Below are 19434 nucleotides of genomic sequence, written 5' to 3'. Positions count from 1 at the left end.
TGACTCCAGAGAATGTTTGGACTTCCAGCCGCTGTTGTCTGCAGATTTCCTGATTTTAACCGCTGATAGCGGTAGAAATCCGCAGACAAAGGCGGACGCTATCGCTCTTACAGTTCCCAAATTCCCCTCCGCCACTTCGTTCCCTTATTTTAAGGTTCTAAGCAATTTATAAAGTTAGGTACTCTGATTATATACCGCAGTAGCAGTAGCATTTGTAGTTGTAGTTGTCATTGTCTCTGTGGTGGCAACTAGTCTTGCTCTTGTAGTTGCAGTTGTTCTTACAGTTGTTGCAGTTGCAGCTGCCTCCCCCAGAGCAGAAGCAAATCTTTAGAAAAACGTGCCTGCTTCCGGCTGGTACAGCCCGGTACGCACGGATCAAGTATTAAGAAGAAGTTGGTTAGGTTAAGAACGGAAAGGGAATTTGGAACTGTAGAAACGGAGTGTTCGCCCGAAAGATTTCCGTAGGAAAGCTAGCTTCGAAAGCATATGCATCCTCGGATTTCTACCGCGAGAAGCGGTTCAATCAGGAAATCTGAGGATAACAGCGATCGGAAGTCCAAAATCCCTTGGAGTGGTTTCTACCTAACAAATTTTTTTAGTGCATCCGCTCGAAATAAGGCTAAGCGGAAGCTGACGTTTTGATTACAATTCAAATATGCTCGATTTCCATAATTCAAGGAGGGTTCATTCTATGAAAATGGTACTTCTATCAGGCGGTTCAGGTAAACGGTTATGGCCGTTGTCCAACGACTCACGTTCAAAGCAATTTCTAAAGGTACTTGAAAGCCCTCAAGGTGAACCAGAATCCATGGTACAACGTGTCTGGAGACAGCTGGAGGAAGCAGGGATGGCAGAATCATCTTATCTGGCCACCGGCCGTGGCCAAGTAGAAATGATACAAAGCCAACTGGGAAGTCATGTGCCGATTATCGTTGAACCGGAGCGTCGGGATACTTTTCCGGCTATCGCCTTAACAGCTACCTATCTTTATTCAGTGGCAGGTGTTTCTCCAGCGGAGACGGTAGCAATATTGCCTGTTGACCCTTATGTAGAAGCATCTTTTTTCGATACCATAGCTATGCTTGAGGGGACCATGCTGGAAAGTGGAGCAAATCTGGCTCTAATGGGTGTTGTTCCTGAACATGCCTCAGAGAAATACGGATATATTATTCCTACCACCGAAGAGGCGGGGGAAAATGGTTTTATGAAGGTGAGTCACTTTCAAGAGAAACCTGACCGCATACAAGCAGAACAGCTCATCGAGCAAAATGCCTTGTGGAATTGCGGAGTGTTTGCCTTCCGCTTAGGGTACTTGTTAGATATTTTGCAGCGTAAAGGGTTGCCTTTAGGATATGAAGAATTGCAGAAGCAGTATAAGCTATTGTCTTCCATCAGCTTTGATTATGAAGTGGTGGAGAAAGAAGAACATATTGTGGTGCAGCCGTATGATGGATTCTGGAAGGATCTTGGAACGTGGAATACGCTGACAGAGGAAATGAGCAGCAAGCATGTAGGAAAAGGTTTTGTGACGGCGGATTCTGAGGGGACTTGCTTGATTAATGAGCTGGACATTCCGATTACGGTAATTGGTGCGAAGGATCTGATCATTGCGGCTAGCCCGGATGGGATTCTAGTTACCCATAAAGCTGAGAGCCCACGGATTAAAGAAGTGCTGAAGACCTTTGAACAAAGACCGATGTACGAGGAACGCCGTTGGGGTCATTACAAAGTTATTGATTATGTGAAATATGATGAAGGCAATGAAGTGCTGACCAAACGGATTTTTATATCCGAGGGGAATAATATCAGCTATCAATTACATCGCAAGCGTAGTGAAATTTGGACAATCGTCAGCGGCGAAGCAAGTATTGTGCTGAATGAGAAAAAACATAATGTGAAGGCTGGGGACGTGGTACGTATACCGGAAGGAACGAAGCACGCGATCCTTGCTTTGACGGATGTTGAGTTTATAGAGGTACAGACGGGGTCTGAATTAGTAGAAGAAGATAACATACGTATTACTTTAGACTGGAATGATATAGAACTACAACAATTCATTTCATAGGTCTAACCTATCTATTTAACCAATTCAAAATTTCTTGAAACAGGTAAATTGACTCAATTATCAAAAAAAGTCATAAAAACACTAAATATATCATTAATTGTCGTCGATACTTACGGTAAGAGAGATTATTTCTCTTAAATTGAAAAGGCAAACCTATCGAAAGGTAGGGACGCAAAGCTATAGGGCCTTCGAAAGAGTGGCAGCCTGGCTACCGAAAGGGAGATTATTTTGAAAGCTTACCGTACGTATCGATTGTTTGGTGCATTTCTGTCACTCGTCCTGTTTCTGACTGCACTTCCGCTTGCTGTTGGAATTTCGCCGTCTGTTGTCATAGCTGCTTCAAATTCTGGAACGCCAGTTACCCCAGGTGCCTCACCTGAAGCCGTAAAGCTGCTTAACTATTTTTACTCGATCTCAGGAAAAGGTATTATTGCCGGTCAACATGACTATTTAGAAAGTCCAGATGAAATTAACAATATGCTGAAGGGAACCAGCGGACAATATGCGGCTCTTCACGGTTATGAAATGGGTGCGATCAGTGGCCAGTCCGAAGCAACGATGGCTTGGCAACGTCAAAATGTGGTGAACAGCGCCATCAACTGGAATAAAGCGGGCGGGATCGTAGCTATGACTTTTCATGCTAACCTGCCGGGCACCTCTTATGACTGGGATAATGTGAAAAAAACACTTAGCCAGAGTGAGTTCGATAGTTACGTTACACCGGGTACCAAGCAATATAACAATCTGATCGCTGAGCTTGATAAGGTGGCCGTCTCTTTAAAAAGCTTGCGCGATGCCAACGTTCCGGTGCTTTGGAGACCCTATCATGAAATGAACGGGAACTGGTTCTGGTGGGGGAAGAAAAATAACTTTTCTAAACTATGGAATATTATGTATGACCGTTTTGTTAACGTTCATAAATTAAATAATTTGTTATGGGTATGGAGTCCGAATGCTCCCAATGTTTGGTCAGATCCTTATGCGCTAACTTATCCAGGTGCTGATAAAGTAGATATTCTGGCAGCAGATATATACGAAAATGATTACCAGCAAAAATACTATGACAGCTTATTGAGTCTAGCCGCAGGCAAACCGATTGCGATCGGGGAAAATGGTGAAATGCCTAATCTGGAGAAGCTTCAGCAATCGCAAAGTAAATGGACGTATATGATGAGCTGGGGAAAAATGCTTTACGAGAATAACAGTGCAGACACAATCAAAACATTTATGAATAGCAACTATACCCTGACCAGAGATAAATTAAATACTGGTCTGGCACCGACACCTAGCGCCGCACCAGCGCCGGCACCTTCCGAAGAAGAGGGGGAGGCAGCAATTCCTCTCGCGAAGGGGCTTGCAGGAGAGTATTACAACAACATGCAATTGTCGGGAGCAGCAGCTCTTAACAGAACTGATGCAATAATCGATTTCAATTGGCGGCAAGGCTCGCCGGATGCCGCCCTCGGGATTGATCGGTTCTCCATACGTTGGAGCGGTAAAATTAAGTCATTATATAATGAGCAATATACATTTTACACTACCTCAGATGATGGTATCCGTGTCTGGGTGAATGGGGAATCCGTGATTGATAGTTGGACTAAGCAAAGTGGTACTGAGCGTAAGGGCATTATAACGCTGAAGGCTGGCCAGCTATATGATATCAAGGTGGAGTATTACGAGAATGAAGGCGATGCGAGAGTCCGCTTGATGTGGGAAAGTGCTAGTCAAGCTAAAGAGACAGTTCCAGCAAGTGCACTTTTTCTTCCGGATGTCTCCTGATTGATGAAAATTAAAGGTCGATCCTTAGTGGCTCTGCGTTATTGCAGAGCTACTAAGCTATAGTCCTCATTAGGTCAGAAGACGATTGTCCGATAACAGGTATGTTTTTAACACCTGTGGAGGCAGTACAGCTACCGAAAGGAGGATTTATTTGCGTAAATATTATAAGAAAAACAGATTGTTGTTTACTATGTTACCGGTGTTTATTATTTTTTCCTTGCTGCCTTGGGGAGAGGTTAAAAGTCTTCCGAAGGCTATGAGTGTTTCTTCCTCCCTACCTCCGGCTATACCAAGTAATCCTTCGGCTTCTGAAGAAGCCAAGCAACTGCTGAGTAATTTGGTAAATCTACGTGGCAAAGGGCTCTTGTCCGGCCAGCATGATTATCTAGAAAGTCCAGATGAACTGGTTCATAAGCTGAAGAATACTTCGGGACAAAATGCTGTTCTACATGGTTATGAATTAGGGGCGATTAATAATCAATCCGAAGAGACGATCGCAGAACAGCGGCAAGCTGTTATAGACAGTGCAATTGAATGGCATCAAGAGGGTGGCATTGTAGCGATGACCTTCCATCAGAGCTTACCGGGAACCTCTCCAGAGTGGTCCAATGTAAACAGAAGTCTCAGTCAAGAGAAATTTAATGCTTATGTTACACCTGGGACAGCTCAGTATAAGAGGCTAATCTCAGATCTAGACGAGGTTGCTGGATATTTGGGTCAGCTGCGTGATGCCGGAGTTCCGGTCTTATGGCGACCTTACCATGAAATGAATGGTGGTTGGTTTTGGTGGGGGAAAAAGGACAATTTTTCAGAGCTGTGGAGTATTGTCTATGATCGTTTTGTAAACACACACAAGCTAAATAATCTACTGTGGGTGTGGAATCCGAATGCGCCGAATGAATGGTCAGATCCATATGCTGCATATTATCCCGGTGGGGATAAACTCGATGTTCTGGCTGCGGATATCTACAATAACGATTATAAACAGTCCTACTATGAGGATCTGCTCGCATTGGCCGAGGGTAAACCTATCGGAATCGGGGAGAGTGGGCAACTGCCGAACCCGGATGTATTAACTGAGAAACAAAATAAATGGGTCTATATGATGACCTGGGGAAAATTACTGACAGAAAATAATACGCTACAGTCAATTAAAAGCTTTATGAAAGACTCGTTTATAGTATCAAGAGAGGACTATGTTCTCACAACAGGAGGTCCTTCGATAGCACCCGTAACTCCGGTAACCCTAACGGGTTTAACTGGAGAATACTATAACAATACTGATTTAGAGGGAGAAGCGGTACTTATCCGCAATGACCGTAAGATTGATTTTAATTGGCATGGCGGGTCTCCTGCCTCAGAGATAAATGAAGATCACTTTTCTGTACGCTGGAAAGGGAAACTCAAACCCAAATTCAGTGAAAAATATACGATTTCGGCATCCTCTGATGATGGAGTCCGTGTCTGGATTGACGGAAAGCTGATCATCGACAATTGGAAAAATCAAAGTGCAACCCTTCATAAAGGAAGTATCCCACTCACAGCCGGAACGCTTTATGATATCCAAATTGAATATTATGAGAATGAAGGAGATGCCAATCTTCGTTTGCTATGGGAGAGTTCCCGCCAGAAGCAGCAGGTAATTCCACAAGGGGCATTGTTCCTTCCTTAATCTAATGAAATGATAGGGTAAGACATTCCGGAAGAAAGAGAGGACCTATGGATGGGAATAACGAGGAGAATATCTAATAGAAAAAATAAGATATCTGCAAACAAACCATTACTGTTATTACTAAAATTCGCCGCATTAACCGTCTTGTTTCTGTTGTCTGTCTCTGTCTTCGGAACGAATAGGACAAACGATTATAAGGTAGGTGCCAATATACCAAGACTATCTGCAGGAACTGATGCTGCAGCAGAAATACCGGATGGTACTGTGATCTGGAATCTGGGACAACATGATGGCTCAGCAGCTGAATTCGCTGCGAGTGGCACTTCTGGCAGCAAGAAGGAATTTAATGTTACTTCTTCGGTGCTCAAATCATCGGCTCTTCAGAGCTTGCCTGCAGGCTTGAATGGAAAGACCCAGCCGGAATTAACGATCACCTATCAGCTAAATAAGATCCCGGAGAATGGGGTCTTATTTAGCGTAGGTATTCTGGATGCTTATAAATCCGTGCCGCAAATGAGTGTGTTCTCCAATCATCAATTGTCGGGGATCATTCAAATTGCGGGCGTTGCTGGCACAGAAAGCGAATATAACTTTCAAAAGACCTATGAATTATATATTCCCAAGGAGCAATTGAAGATAGGAACGAATGAATTGAAGCTGCAAACGTTTCGCTGTTTATATTGCAGTGACAAAGAAGACGAATATTCCTGGTGGACTTGGGATAATCTCCGTTTAGAATCTCTTAACGCTCCAATTTCTGAGCCTATCCATGGCAGCTATACACTGACGGGAACAGTAGTGAATAATAAACAATTTTATTTCGATGAAGGTGCAGTTACGCACTTGCCTTATGTTATCAAATGGCTAGGGATGGCTTATAGCGGGAATGTGATGCGTACTAGCTGTGCCAGTGATGTCGGGAGATCCTGCTCGGATATGATGGAATATTACAAGGTATTACAGGATTACAACATGCAGGCGGTTGCTTTGTATTTGCATACTGGTGATATTAAGCTTAAGGCAGATGGATCGTTGCCTGCTGACGCGGAGAAAAAGCTGACAGATTATTTTGAGCAATATAGCCCCTATTTTCAATATTATGAGGTAGATAATGAGCCGGGATTATTCAATCGTTCTAAGGCAGTGAACCTGGCGATTGCGGACTGGCTGAATAAAAAGGGCAAGCAAATCGCGCCCCATTTACAAACTGTTGCTCCGGGCTGGGCATATTGGCCGAGCTACAGTGAGGATTCTTGCGGTAATCAGAAGGGAACTGGGAAGGAATGTGGAGATCCGGATGGCTGGGAACGTGATCCAGAGCAACGTATGGAGCTGGAGAAGGTTACGGATTTGACCAATGGACATTCCTACGGCGACTCTTATATTTTTAGTAATGGAGGAAGCTTTACTGAGAATTTGAAGACCTTCACTGGTGCAGACAATGGACTCGGCAAAAAAATGCTGACCACTGAATTTGGTACCTCGGACAGTCATGTGGATGCCTATCAATACGGGGCAACGGAGCGGACAGCGGCTGTATTCGACCGGATCATGCGTGCACATATTGGTTATGCGGATATGTTTGTGCAGCATGCTGCTTTTTTTAAGGATTTCAGTTTATTCAAATACGGGTTTAATTTAGAAGAGCATGATCCGGCGACCACAGAGATTTATTATACAAAAGAAAATGAGGATTCACGTGTCAGCATCATGAGAAGGCTCAGTCTTGCCTATGCTACACATGGAGCTCCGCTAACTTATCAAATTGCCAACAAAGATGTGTTAGCCGACAAGCTGGTATATGTTCGGGCCGTGGATACTTCTACATTGAAGCCTCTTGCGGGAAGCGGAGCGACCTCAAATAAGGTGCTGGTTAATTTCGTTAACTTTGAATCTACTCCACAAACTGTGAGTGTAAATGTGACTATGCCGAAAAACGGGGTGTATGAAGGGGAACGTTTTGGAAACGGGGATACGTATGAAAAAGCAAGAAGTTATGTAACAGGTAAAAAGGCTACTCCTACGTTAACCTTTACGGAGACCCTTGCTCCAGGAGAGGCTGTGCAGTATATTTTGCAGCCTTCCTCTGAAGTAAAGCCGTCGGCACCTAAAGGATTCAAAGCCGCAGCAACAAAAGGTTTAGCTGTAAAATTAAATTGGTTGGAGGCACCAGGAGCAAGCTATGAGCTGCTTCGCGCTGAAGGTAGCGGCGGGGAAATGAAGGTGGTGGCCACCGATGTGAAGCTTACAGAATATACGGATCATAATTTACGTGAAGGGACGTTATATACCTACGCGGTAAGGGTATCCGGCTCTAATTTACTGTCCGATAAAGTTCAGATTACAGCCACCGGACTGGTTCCTCTGGATCGTACTAAATGGAAGGTATCCTCAAATGTGAATACGGCAGCATCAGCTCCTAGTCTGGCTATCGATGGGGATCGGCGCACGCGCTGGGATACGGGAAAACATCAGGTATCCGGAGAGTATTTTCAGATTGATCTGGGTGAAGCACATGAAATTGAAAGAATAGATTTGGATAGCACGTTATCACCGTTTGATTATCCAAGAGACTATGTAGTCTATATTTCTGACGATGCTCAAAACTGGAAAAAACTCACGTCTGGAAAAGGTACGAAAGAGCTTACTAAGATATCCTTTTCTAAAGTGAAGACGAGGTATGTCAAAATTGTACAGAACGGAGCCGGCGGGAATTATTGGTCTATTCAAGAGCTACAGGTGTACTCCAGAGAATAAGCAATTATTTGAATTTATATAACTGTTAATAGAGCATACTAAATAACCTCAGCGGGATCCTTCTCCCGCTGAGGTTATTTTTGTGCTTTAAATAAAATGGAGGCCTGACATATAAGGTAAAGGAATTGCCTCTGATTCCTCCAAGGAATCAGAGGTGCGAAGCGGGCTCGCTGGATCAAACAGCAGCGAGATCAGCTCCTTGTCGTCCACAGACGACAAGTCGAGGCTACGCTTGCGGCATACTTCCGTCTGCCGCAAAAGCGCTTCCCGGTCTGCGATGCAGACCGTCCCGCTGTTCGCGCCGGCGCTTAAGGAGGCGCCGGCGTCCCGCAGAAGCGCGAGCAGGCTGCGCTCCTGCCACGGCACAGGCACTTGCAGCGTGCCAACGCCGCTGCACAGAGCCGCCTTGGCCAGCAACGCCGCTACCGCTTGCGGCTGGCCGGCCCATTCCACCGCCGTCGCTGGGCTCGGCGCCGGCACATCCGCCGCGGGCACAGCCATCGCGGCGAACCCCTCGATGCTGCCGTCCCGCACGGCTACGAGTGTGCGCTGGGACAAGCCCAGCACACCCGCGTAAGCCTCGGCACCCAGCAGCAGCGCCAGCTCACCCGGACTGTACACCTGTCCGGCTTCGCGTTCATTCAGCAGCCGGTTGACGGCGAAGAAGTCGCCCGGCTGCATGGGCCGCAGCGTCCATTCTTCCCCTGCTGCGGCAGCAAGTGCGTGAGCCGAGCTTGCGTTCAGCTCGGCAAATTGCGTACCGCCGAACGGTACGCATCCCGCTCGGGTATACAGCGAGCGGTCACCCGAGACAAAGATAAGCGATGCGCCGGCATTCGCAGCATGGGTCTGGCATAGCTGTAGAAGCTGACCGGCTAGTCCCTGTCCGCGATAAGCAGGATCTGTGCAAACCGCGCCGATGGAGAACACGTTCAGGAGAGCTTCTCCAGTGCGGATCGTGGAGGGCACTAATCCCATAAAAGCAGCGATGTTACCGTCCTCGGCAACGGCTGCATAAGAGTGAGTGTAACCAGGGCTAAAAATCAGCGGAAACAGCTCTTTCATAGAAGTGTCGCCAGCTTTACGAAAGATGGAATGGGCTAGAAGAGCGGCTTGCTCCAGCTCCGCAGGTGTTATTAATCTCAATTGCATATACAGTCAGCCTCCTTATATGTAAATACGAGTAGGGTAGAAAGGAATTATTTTAAGTATAAGCCCCAGCGGATGAAATCTTCAATCCTGCTTATATTATTCAATGTCTCAAAAGGAGGTGGATAAGGGTAATAACGTACATAAATAAGGAAGCTTATATTTTAAGCTAGAAGCGAAAGGGAAGTGAATAAACGGTGACCCAACTTGCAGATAATATCATATTATTGCTGGCAGCTCTCTTACTTGTAGGTGTGTTTTCCACCAAATTCTCCACTAAATTTGGAATGCCAGCTCTAGTGCTTTTCCTTGCTGCGGGGATGGTACTGAGTCAATTTATCTTTTTTAACAATGCTTCCTTAACACAAATGGCTGGGATTTTTGCGCTGGTTGTTATCTTGTTCGAAGGTGGGATGCAGACCAGTATTAAGGATATCAAGCCTATTATTCGGCCGGCATTATCCTTATCCACGGTAGGCGTATTGTTAACGACAGCTATCGTTGGGGTGTTCGCTAAGCTGATTCTTGAGGTGTCATGGGCAGAAAGTTTTTTGTTCGGAGCTATCGTGGGTTCGACTGATGCGGCTGCGGTCTTTTCGGTATTAGGCGGTAAGAATATTGACAAACGACTGACCTCGACACTCGAAGCGGAATCAGGCAGCAACGATCCTATGGCGGTATTTTTGACAGTATCGCTGATCGAATGGATTCAGCATCCGGATATGGCGATATGGGGACTTGTGCTGTCCTTTATATGGGAGATGGCAGTTGGTTTGGTGATAGGGATTGTACTTGGTAAAGTCGCAGTATATCTTATCAATCGAATTAACCTGGATTCTACGGGACTTTACCCGGTATTGGCAATTGGATTTGCTGTCCTAACCTACGGCTTATCTGCACTCGTTCATAGCAGCGGCTTGCTGGCTGTCTATGTAATGGGTCTTACCCTTGGCAATTCCGAGCTGATGTATCATCGAACCATTATGAATTTTAGTCATGGCTTTGCTTGGATGATGCAAATATTTATGTTTATATTGCTGGGTCTACTGGTATTTCCACAGGAGCTGGCAGAGGTGGCTTGGCAAGGTATATTGCTGTCCGTCATTCTGATGGTTGTGGCAAGGCCAATAGGAGTGTTTATAAGCTTGCTCTTTTCCAGATTCTCTATTCGTGAAAAAACACTAATTTCTTGGGCCGGCCTGCGCGGAGCCGTTCCAATTGTGCTGGCAACCTATCCGCTGCTAGCTAATCTTCCCCACGGCCGACTGTTCTTCAATGTGGTATTCTTCGTCGTGCTGACCTCAGCAGTGATTCAAGGAACAAGCATTTCACCGCTGGCTTCCCGGTTGAAGCTGGTGGGGCAAGAGGATTCAGCACAGCCATCCCTGATGGAGCTGGTCGCCCTTGGCAAGACGGATTCCGAGTTCAACCACATAGGAATTGAACCTTACATGCCCATTGCCGGGCAGAAAATCTCCGATATCGGACTGCCAGATGATATCTTATTTACTGCTATTATCCGGAATAAAAGCATTGTCACCCCCCATGGCAGTACCGTCATTAAGCCAGGGGATACTGTATATGTCTTAAGTCCAAAGAGCAAACGCGATGAGATGAGGGCTTTTTTCCGGAGTCAGAAAGGGAAGACGGCGGAGGAAAATATATCTTTGATTTAAGTCTAGAAAGAGGACGTTATCCAGAGTGTGACAGAGATAATAGGCGTTATAACAAAAGTTATGCTAGAATCGGCAACATGCAAATCTTCAGAGTGGTTGCAAAAAGCAAAAGGATGTGTTAAATTGTATATAGATTTAGAACGAGTCTAAATACAATATAATAAATTAACCATAGGAGGTTTTATTAATGACTACACAACTAAAGAGCCAAACTGAACTGCACGCTGCTTTGAACCGCCAGACCGCGAACTGGTTCCTGCTTGGGGTAAAGCTTCATCATTATCACTGGTATGTTAGCGGATCCCAATTCTTCACGCTGCATGAGAAGTTTGAAGAACTCTACAATGAAGCTGCTGGTTATGCAGATGATTTGGCTGAGCGCCTGCTTGCTATTGGTGGACAACCTGCCTCCTCTATGAAACAATATCTGGAGCTTTCCGATTTACAGGAAGCTCGTGGCGGCGAAGATGCCAAGGGTATGGTAATGGAGCTGGTTAGAGACTTTACAACTGTTTCTAAAGAACTGCAAGCTGCGATTGCTACTGCAGAAGAACTGGCTGATCAACCCACTGCGGATCTGCTGATTGGTATTAGAAGCAGCATTGAGAAACATGCTTGGATGTTGAATGCTTTTATCGCCTAAGACAACATTCTTATAAAGGATAGAACCACAAAGAGCGCCTGCGTATAGGATACGCATGGCGCTCTTTGTTTTGTTGTTTTACTGCTGAACACAACTATTTAATAAACACACCCCCGAAGGGAACTACCTCGCGTAGAAATCGTTTAACAATTCCATCATCGTTGTTATCTCTTTCGAATCGGCGGTTCTGACGTCCTGCCTGAAACAGCACAGGCCCGTGACCTGTCATCTTCCAGTGATAGCTCATATGCTGGCTAGCCAAATGGTTGCCGTAAACGGTGAGCTCCAGCTTGGCATTCTCAGGGTAGGCAATAATGCTGCCTGCATCGACATAAAGGGGGTTGGTCGGGTGCAGTACAGCTTCACAGACCGTACCCTCCGTCAGTATGCCAATCATGCCATTGCCCGAGAATTTCACTTTTACAATGTCCCGTGTAACGAGCACATTCTTCATGCTTAGCACTCGGGTCTCCAGTGAAATACCTATACTGTAGAAGAAGAGATGCTTAAAGTCGTACAGCAGATCGCTTTTGCCATCGAGCTGCAGGATTTTTATGCGATAGCCTGGTGGAAGGGCGGCGACGAAATGGCAAGGACCTGCCATATCGGAACGAATCAACTTTCGCTTGCGGTATATGCCCTTCACATCCATAAATCTGTCCGCTCGTCCTGAGGAAGGACCTTGATAAGCGATAATTTGTTGTGGATGGAGTACATGAACCTCTTCCTTCTCCTCAAGGGAGAAGGCTACGGCTTGTCCGCTTCCACTGTCGCTTTCATCTTGGATATCGATGTTCATAGTTCATCTCCCTCATGCTGTAACTGTGATCTTCAATGAATACGTAAGACTAACGCAGACGGTCGCCTTTTCGCGAACGGTAAAGCATGCTGAAACGAATAAAACGGATCAGTATAAAATAACCTAGGATTAGTCCAATCCCTGTAAAAATAGTCACTTTGATTTTATGATAATATTCTTCACGTGCCGTCCGGTCATTTTTTAATTCATCAACCATCTGCGTTAGTTGGCGATTTTGCTCTTGTAGGCTTTCGTTCTGTATCCGGTAAGCTTCTATCTCCTGCGTGGTATTCGCGAGCTTATCCTTTGCCTGCTGAAGCTCTTCAGCGGTTTGCTGAAAACCTTCCTTTAATTCATTCACTTCGTTTGGCAGCTCGGAGAAATTTTTAACTCCATTATAGATATCACTGAATATATTAGCTTTTGCTACAGGAGCTGGCAGGCATACAGTAAGCGTCAGCAAGAACAGGAGCGAATATAACAGCTGTAGATATGCTCGGGATTTATGTTGCTTCATCTATATAATCACCACCCAATTTAGGCTTGTAGTTCTTTTATTTTAACACAGCTTGACAGCTTCTGACAGCGTACGCCATGGGACTGGTAATGCTTATAATGAAAGTGATTTTTACCTCCTTAAGGTTTTCGTTTACTCATTATTAAACACGATCAGTCCGTGATTATCTCGATTGAGAAGAGGTACTATTTATCGTATACTTTGGACGAAAGGGGCTGCTGTCGATTGAACAAATGGCTTAAAACAATATTGCTTCTGATCGGATCTGCTTTTTTGACTAGATTGATCCCATTTTCATCTTTGTTTCGGAATTTAGACACGATGATTCATGAATTTGGTCATGCTCTGATGACCTTACTACTGTCGGGTAGTGTGCTGAGGATTGAATTATACGCAGATCATAGCGGTGTAACCTATTCAGCCATTCAAGAAGGGGGCAAGGCAATATTAGTTTCCCTCTCGGGTTATTTGCTAGCCTCCTTATTTGCACTTCTGCTCTTCTATTTATACAGTAAGGGACGCCATGATTGGGGCCTTATCTTAGCTACGGGTGTGGCGTTGATTATGCTCCTGCTATACGTGCGAGGAAGCTTTGGCATGATGTGGTTGGGCGGATTTATTGCGCTAAATATTCTAATGCTGGTGGTTTGGAAGAAGGCCAGCAAATATTATTATTTGTTATTGGCCTTTTTAACCTTGGAGGAGTCTGTAATGGGAAGTTTATTTCTGGTATACGCGGCTGCTGTATCACCGTCCAGTGCAGGAGATGCCAGCAATCTGGCAAGAATGACTCCCATACCCGCTATATTTTGGGCTACACTGTTTTTTATATTTTCTCTGTTGTGTGCCAAATGGGCACTGGGACTATTTTTCAAGCGAGAGCGAATGCAGACTAAATTAGGGAGTCGATGAGAAAAAAACATAAAATTTTCGTCATAAAAAGACAAAAGGAGTTGTTTTTACAAGAGTCAGTCTACTAAGCATGTAGAATGACTCTTTTTTTGTCGATAATATAGAACCGAACATACATTCCATGACATGGAGTTGTCCGCCATTATTGGTACATTAATAGAAGACCCAAAAAAAGAAAGAGGTGGAAATAATGATAGAAAGTATTCATCCCGTATTCACATGGAGTCAAAATCGTATTTTTGCAGGCGGCAATCGTAAGGTTATTTTGCTTGTCGAATGGAAAGGGAGTATACCTGCAGAGCACAGCCGACCCAGCAGTTATAAAGTGGTTGCGCGTGAAATTGAGCTGCGGGTTTGGCTTGAACCCCATGTAACTTTTAAGCGTTCGTATGGGTGTGAGTTTGAAGTCGGTGAAGGCAGATCGCTACTTCTTAAGCTTGGCAAAATAAAAACGGGGCAACGAAAGTTTATTGCTTTGGAATTCAATATCTCTACTACTATTGCAGGTAGATATGAAGCTCTTTCCTTACAGTGGAAATATAAAAAGCCAACCGTAGAGCGTGTTCAAGAGCTTCCAGTAAAGGTTCTTGAGCTAGAATACACGCATCATACTCAGGTTCTGAGTGAAACCTGCTGCTTTCACGTAGAGAAACATCTGGAATTGTTAAAAACAGCTGAAACGATTGAGGAGGCAACCACGTTGCAAAATGAAGGACAACATAGTCAAGCTCATGAAAAGCTTTGCCGTCACGCAGATAAATTACTATTACTAGCCGTGCGTTCTGGAGATCCTTTACTACTTAAAGAGGCCGAAATGTTGTATAAACAGATTGGATTCGAGTATCAGAAGCGGGGGAAAACTGCTACTGGAAATTGATATAGGACATACAACTAGAAGATGCATATTGACGAAAAAAGACCTATACATAAATTTGTTTTGTCAGCGGGTTCGGCGGAAAATAATCAGAAGAATTGTAATATAAAATGTGGTAACATAGTAAAAAAGTTCTATCACACTATTACTTTTTTTCATAAAATAATGGGTCTATTTAACCATAAATCAAGGGGAACTGAATATGACAGACCGATTAATCCGACTGATGCGCATTATTACACTTGTTCAAGCCAAGCCAGGGATATTAGCCCGTGAATTGGCGGAACGCTGCGGCAACAGCGAGAGAACGATATACCGGGATATGGACGCGCTTAGCGCCATGCATATTCCTATAACCCACCTTGGACATGGAAAAGGCTATGCTTTTATTGGCAATTTTGCACTTTATCCTTTGGATTGGTCGGAAGAAGAGGCGTCTGCGTTTTCGCAACTACGCTATATTATGGAAGATATTAAACCCGTTCTGCCTATCGATTTTGAAGGCGCTTATGAAAAAGTAGTTGCAGCTGAATACAAGCGAAAGGCGGAGCGGGAAGAAACGATAGAACGTGCAAGAAGAGAAGCAGGTACAAGCTGGTTGGAAAGAAGCGGTGCACAGATGGAGCATCAATCTTTTTTAACACCTATATTGGAGGCTTTATTAAAGCAGAGGAGTATTCAAGCGAATTATTGTGAGAATGCAGTGGAGGAGAAAGAAATAACCATCGATCCTTATTGTTTAGTCCCACTGGAAAATCGTTATCATCTCATTGGATTTTGCCATCATCAGGGTGTTATTCGTACATATCATATCAACGATTTTTCAAACGTGAAGCCACTAAACCGCTGCTTCTCAAAGGAATCATTTGATTTGCAAGCTTTTATGAAGCAAAAATGGTCACTTGACCGCGACAGTTTGCAGGTAGAGTTTAAAGTGAAATTTTCGGAGCGAATCATGGAAGGGCTTAAGAGAGAGGATCTGCCCTATAAGCCGAATAAAGTAGACCGTCAAGCTCGGTGTTGTTATTTTAAAGTCGCGTTGGAACAAGATATTGCGTTTGTCCGCTGGATTAAGAGATTCGAAGAGGATGCTGAAATCATAGAGCCGTTATATTATCGTGAAGTGCTCAGGCAGCAGTTGGAGAAATGGATATCACAATATAAATAAGATGGATTCTCACCTTCAAATGAAATATTCGTTTACATATATTGTTACAAATCAAAAATTATAGAATATTTCTCTTGTTTGGTGAGTCTTTTTATAATATCATCATACATTAAATAACATAATTATAATTTATAGGGTTATTTTTATCCTCGAATTTGACCTTTGTTCAATTTTATATAGAAGAAAAGTATTCTCAAGATTCATTTGATTCTTAAAAATGAATATATTAATCCGGGTGAGGTTCCTGGGGGAGTGGATTATCCATTATGTTGAATGTACTGGGCTTTAACGTGAAGAATTAATATCATTCGTGTTAGGTGTCTTTGCAGCCCTATTTAGGGGTGTCAGAGGCATCTTTTTTGTGTGCAAAAAGCCAAAATCATCGTTGTATATTGTCTAATTATAACAATATATAACTAAACATATACAAACACAACTGTACTTATAGAAAAACGAAAAACTGTATGCTAGAATAGCATCTAAATATATACATACGAAATTGGGAGGAATGGAAATGTTTAAGAAATGGGCACTCTCCGTGATGGGGATATTGGCAATCCTTCTGGTTGTGAATTTATCTGCAGGTTCAGGTGTAGAGGTGCAAGCAGCCACCAAGAAGACCGAAATTATTGTTTCCGCAGCGGCTAGTTTGCAAGACAGCCTGGATAAGATTGCTCTCCTTTATGAAAAGAAACATCCCGATATTGATTTGGTTTTTAATTATGCAGCATCCGGCACTCTGCAAAAGCAGATTGAGCAAGGGGCCCCGGCGGACCTGTTCTTCTCTGCAGGTGATAAACAGATGAATGCACTGGTGGAAGGTGGACTTATCTCCGATCATAAGGTTCTGCTTAAGAATCAATTGGTTGTAGTTGTACCCTCAGATTCAAAGGTCAAATTAACTACGATTACTCAGCTTACGGATAAAGCTTTTAAGAAGGTGGCAGTGGGACAGCCTGAATCTGTGCCGGCGGGTCAATATGCGCAGCAATCGCTGGCAGCGAAAAAGGTATGGGATCCGCTGCAAAGTAAACTCGTATTCGCCAAGGATGTGCGTCAGGTTCTCTCTTATGTAGAAACAGGAAATGCCGATGCCGGTTTTGTCTATAAGACAGATGCGCTTACTTCAAAGAAAACTAAAATCGCTTTGACGGTCGGTCCACATGTACACAAAGCCATTAATTATCCGGCAGGCATCGTGAAGAGCTCGAAGAATCAAAAGGCAGCTAAGGAGTTGTATAGTTACCTTCAGAGCAAGGAAGCTAATGATATCTTTGTAAGTTATGGCTTCCTGCTTCCTTAAATAGAAATTACGAGTAGAAGCGGGTGGAATAAGGTTGGAAATAAACTGGACTGATTTCTTCGCCCCGGTATGGCTTTCCGTAAAAATATCTGTGATTACCAGCATTATTGTATTCATTTTGGCCACAGCTGCTGCGAAGGCCATGGCAGGCCGGAAGTTTCCTGGCCACAGCTTGGTAGAGACTATAATGCTGCTTCCGCTCGTTTTGCCGCCGACGGTCGTAGGATTTGTGCTTTTAGTTATTTTAGGCCGACGAAGCTGGATCGGCAGATGGTATGAACAGATGACGGAGCAGACGATCCTGTTCACATGGGGGGCAGCTGTTATCGCTGCTGTAGTTGTAGCTTTTCCACTCGTATATCGCACAGTGAAGGCGGGTTTCGAAGGGATAGAAGCAGATCTTGAAGATGCAGCGCGGGCACAAGGGGCAAGTGAACTGCAGGTACTGCGCTATGTCACGCTGCCGCTTGCGGGCCGGTCGCTGGCAGCCGGTTATGTTCTTGGCTTTGCCCGCGGTCTTGGGGAGTTTGGCGCTACCATCATGGTAGCTGGCAATATTCCGGGCCGTACGCAAACCTTACCCACAGCGATCTATGTTGCGGTAGATGGAGGCAATATGACGCTCGCGTGGATGTGGGTATGCTCAATTATTGTTATTTCAGCCGCTATGCTGATGTTTGTGAATCGGCGTTCTTAAAAAACACCAGACAGCGATTCTCCGGTTATGGGAGAGTTGCTGTCTGGTGTTTTGGGTTTGAAGCGGGCGGCTTGAGCAGATGCTGAGCAAGTGGAAACCCGGCGACTTTGATGCAGCTTTTAGCGCCGCCAAATTTTGATGGAGTCTGTGAGTTAACTGCATTCTATACAGTTATTCGGTCTGCATAAGGGAACGTTCTAACTTTAATTGTATTCTATACAACTAAAACGCGAAAAATCACCTATGAGGTAGTAAATCAAAAGAAATAGGTGTACCAAATACAGTTATATCTAATTTGCTAGTTGTTCGAAGTAATATAGTTGTACGAAATACAGTTAAACGCTTCTGCAGATTGCTTCCTTCTTCTGTCTGCGACCATTAAGTCTCATAAATAATCGTCCCAGTTTCCGTGAGATCATATCCGTGAATGGATCCAAGCTCACTCTGGAAGGCTGGTGAACGCAAAATATCAATCACGGCAGCGATCCATTGCTCATGCTCCGGTTTTTTTATCATCACCAGGTCGTAGCACTCCTGAATCATAGGAATAAAATCAACGCCGTCGACAATCTTGGCGGCTTTCTCGGTGCCGATGGCTACATCAGCTTCTCTCCGGGCCACTTTACCGGCAACTGCCAAATGGCTGTTCTCCTCGTTCATATAGCCTGATAGGCTGGCTGCTGGAATGCCATGCAATCGAAGCTGTTCATCCAATAATACGCGTGCACCTGAGCCTCGTTCTCTATTGATCAGCGTGAGTCCATCCTGCTCTAAGTGAGACCATTCCTGAATACCTCTGGGATTCCCTTTTTGTACGTATAAACCAGCACTTCGGGTTAGCAGGCGAACTACAACATAAGAACATCCGACGAGTATTTTACGGATATAGGGTAGGTTGTATTCTCCAGTATCCCCGTCGAGTAAATGTGTGCTGACAATGTCCGATTCCCCTTTATACATGGCAATCAGGCTGTCTAGACTTCCGGCATAAGAACGAAGAGGACGTTCAGTAGGCAGAGCCCGTTCTAAATAGGTAGCTAGAATATCCAGTGACATATCCTGACCTGTAATCACCAAGCTGTGTCCTACAGCTTTAAGGTGAGGAGATTGTGCTGGCATTTGAGCTGGATTTGTACCGGAAAAGGCCAAGGGGATTGCTGGTGGAGTCTGGCCCATTATAGTAGTAGGGTTAGCGGTAGACACCCCACTCCGTGTATTTTGTTTGTAGGCTTCTAAATCGGATTGATCCACGCGCATTTGTTTTCCTACACGGTAGGAGGGGAGCTCCCCTTTTTTAATTAGATCATATACTTTTAATTTTGATATTTTTAATAAGCGGGCAATTTCCTCTGTCGTATAGGATGTATTATCGGACATCACAAAAGCCTCCAGAACTTCATATTAGGACAAGACTACCCTATTT

The 19434-nt window shown here is 44.5% G+C and carries 15 protein-coding genes and 1 riboswitch; of the genes, 11 read left to right on the top strand and 4 right to left on the bottom strand.

Going from position 1 to position 19434, the window contains the following annotated elements:
* Positions 1 to 691: 691 nt before the first annotated feature.
* The 4 genes from MHI15_RS18185 to MHI15_RS18170 all read left to right on the top strand — a co-directional run bounded on the left by MHI15_RS18185 (position 692) and on the right by MHI15_RS18170 (position 8273).
* Positions 692 to 2065, top strand: coding sequence for a sugar phosphate nucleotidyltransferase (locus MHI15_RS18185; RefSeq protein WP_076129262.1), 1374 nt, complete (start codon positions 692 to 694; stop codon positions 2063 to 2065).
* A gap of 136 nt (positions 2066 to 2201) precedes the next feature.
* Positions 2202 to 2281: riboswitch (cyclic di-GMP riboswitch) on the top strand.
* Positions 2282 to 2293: 12 nt separating this feature from the next.
* Positions 2294 to 3844, top strand: a complete 1551-nt coding sequence (locus tag MHI15_RS18180) for a glycosyl hydrolase (RefSeq protein ID WP_081383414.1) — start codon at positions 2294 to 2296, stop codon at positions 3842 to 3844.
* A 151-nt stretch (positions 3845 to 3995) separates the two neighbouring features.
* Positions 3996 to 5516 carry a glycosyl hydrolase gene (locus MHI15_RS18175; protein ID WP_340395083.1) on the top strand — a complete coding sequence of 507 codons (1521 nt, stop codon included), beginning with the start codon at positions 3996 to 3998 and terminating at the stop codon, positions 5514 to 5516.
* A 51-nt stretch (positions 5517 to 5567) separates the two neighbouring features.
* Positions 5568 to 8273, top strand: a complete 2706-nt coding sequence (locus MHI15_RS18170; protein WP_340011987.1) for a discoidin domain-containing protein — start codon at positions 5568 to 5570, stop codon at positions 8271 to 8273.
* Between the two features lie 87 nt (positions 8274 to 8360).
* Here MHI15_RS18170 and MHI15_RS18165 read toward each other — a convergent pair whose 3' ends face one another.
* Positions 8361 to 9425 (bottom strand): GNAT family N-acetyltransferase, encoded by a 1065-nt coding sequence (locus MHI15_RS18165; protein WP_341164667.1) that lies wholly within the window; start codon positions 9423 to 9425, stop codon positions 8361 to 8363.
* Between the two features lie 194 nt (positions 9426 to 9619).
* Between MHI15_RS18165 and MHI15_RS18160 the strand changes: the two genes are divergently transcribed.
* Both MHI15_RS18160 and MHI15_RS18155 read left to right on the top strand, forming a co-directional pair.
* On the top strand, positions 9620 to 11098 hold the full coding sequence (locus MHI15_RS18160; protein WP_076279908.1) for a potassium/proton antiporter: 1479 nt from the start codon (positions 9620 to 9622) through the stop codon (positions 11096 to 11098).
* A gap of 187 nt (positions 11099 to 11285) precedes the next feature.
* Entirely contained in the window at positions 11286 to 11741 is a 456-nt protein-coding gene (locus MHI15_RS18155) for a Dps family protein (RefSeq protein WP_076129259.1), read from the top strand.
* A 94-nt stretch (positions 11742 to 11835) separates the two neighbouring features.
* Here the strand turns inward: MHI15_RS18155 and MHI15_RS18150 are convergent, their stop codons facing one another.
* The gene (locus tag MHI15_RS18150; RefSeq protein WP_076129258.1) at positions 11836 to 12540 is read right to left on the bottom strand and encodes an AIM24 family protein; all 705 of its coding nucleotides are present in this window, start codon (positions 12538 to 12540) and stop codon (positions 11836 to 11838) included.
* A 49-nt stretch (positions 12541 to 12589) separates the two neighbouring features.
* Positions 12590 to 13057, bottom strand: coding sequence for a hypothetical protein (locus tag MHI15_RS18145; RefSeq protein WP_076129257.1), 468 nt, complete (start codon positions 13055 to 13057; stop codon positions 12590 to 12592).
* Positions 13058 to 13282: 225 nt separating this feature from the next.
* Between MHI15_RS18145 and MHI15_RS18140 the strand changes: the two genes are divergently transcribed.
* The 5 genes from MHI15_RS18140 (at position 13283) to modB (ending at position 18011) form a co-directional block, all read left to right on the top strand.
* Complete coding sequence (locus MHI15_RS18140; protein ID WP_341164666.1) at positions 13283 to 13969, top strand: M50 family metallopeptidase; 687 nt, start codon at positions 13283 to 13285, stop codon at positions 13967 to 13969.
* Positions 13970 to 14159: 190 nt separating this feature from the next.
* Positions 14160 to 14846, top strand: coding sequence for a hypothetical protein (locus MHI15_RS18135; RefSeq protein WP_076129255.1), 687 nt, complete (start codon positions 14160 to 14162; stop codon positions 14844 to 14846).
* 199 nt (positions 14847 to 15045) lie between these two features.
* Positions 15046 to 16011: a helix-turn-helix transcriptional regulator gene (locus MHI15_RS18130; RefSeq protein WP_076129254.1), complete on the top strand. Its 966-nt coding sequence runs from the start codon at positions 15046 to 15048 to the stop codon at positions 16009 to 16011.
* 508 nt (positions 16012 to 16519) lie between these two features.
* The gene (modA, locus tag MHI15_RS18125; protein WP_370511265.1) at positions 16520 to 17314 is read left to right on the top strand and encodes a molybdate ABC transporter substrate-binding protein; all 795 of its coding nucleotides are present in this window, start codon (positions 16520 to 16522) and stop codon (positions 17312 to 17314) included.
* 40 nt (positions 17315 to 17354) lie between these two features.
* Positions 17355 to 18011 (top strand): molybdate ABC transporter permease subunit, encoded by a 657-nt coding sequence (gene modB / locus MHI15_RS18120; protein ID WP_172628881.1) that lies wholly within the window; start codon positions 17355 to 17357, stop codon positions 18009 to 18011.
* Between the two features lie 378 nt (positions 18012 to 18389).
* Here modB and MHI15_RS18115 read toward each other — a convergent pair whose 3' ends face one another.
* The gene (locus MHI15_RS18115) at positions 18390 to 19388 is read right to left on the bottom strand and encodes a substrate-binding domain-containing protein (RefSeq protein ID WP_076279905.1); all 999 of its coding nucleotides are present in this window, start codon (positions 19386 to 19388) and stop codon (positions 18390 to 18392) included.
* Positions 19389 to 19434: the final 46 nt, after the last annotated feature.

The organism is Paenibacillus sp. FSL H7-0918, assembly GCF_038007025.1.
Classification (GTDB): Bacteria; Bacillota; Bacilli; order Paenibacillales; family Paenibacillaceae; genus Paenibacillus_AQ; species Paenibacillus_AQ odorifer.
This window is presented reverse-complemented; position numbering and strand designations above follow the sequence as displayed.

Bases quoted from the DNA above. Each gene is read 5' to 3' on its own strand.
- MHI15_RS18185 (WP_076129262.1), top strand. From the start codon at position 692: ATGAAAATGGTACTTCTATCAGGCGGTTCAGGTAAACGGTTATGGCCG.
- MHI15_RS18170 (WP_340011987.1), top strand. From the start codon at position 5,568: ATGGGAATAACGAGGAGAATATCTAATAGAAAAAATAAGATATCTGCA.
- MHI15_RS18165 (WP_341164667.1), bottom strand. From the start codon at position 9,425: ATGCAATTGAGATTAATAACACCTGCGGAGCTGGAGCAAGCCGCTCTT.
- MHI15_RS18155 (WP_076129259.1), top strand. From the start codon at position 11,286: ATGACTACACAACTAAAGAGCCAAACTGAACTGCACGCTGCTTTGAAC.
- MHI15_RS18150 (WP_076129258.1), bottom strand. From the start codon at position 12,540: ATGAACATCGATATCCAAGATGAAAGCGACAGTGGAAGCGGACAAGCC.
- MHI15_RS18145 (WP_076129257.1), bottom strand. From the start codon at position 13,057: ATGAAGCAACATAAATCCCGAGCATATCTACAGCTGTTATATTCGCTC.
- MHI15_RS18135 (WP_076129255.1), top strand. From the start codon at position 14,160: ATGATAGAAAGTATTCATCCCGTATTCACATGGAGTCAAAATCGTATT.
- MHI15_RS18130 (WP_076129254.1), top strand. From the start codon at position 15,046: ATGACAGACCGATTAATCCGACTGATGCGCATTATTACACTTGTTCAA.
- modA (WP_370511265.1), top strand. From the start codon at position 16,520: ATGGAAATGTTTAAGAAATGGGCACTCTCCGTGATGGGGATATTGGCA.
- MHI15_RS18115 (WP_076279905.1), bottom strand. From the start codon at position 19,388: ATGTCCGATAATACATCCTATACGACAGAGGAAATTGCCCGCTTATTA.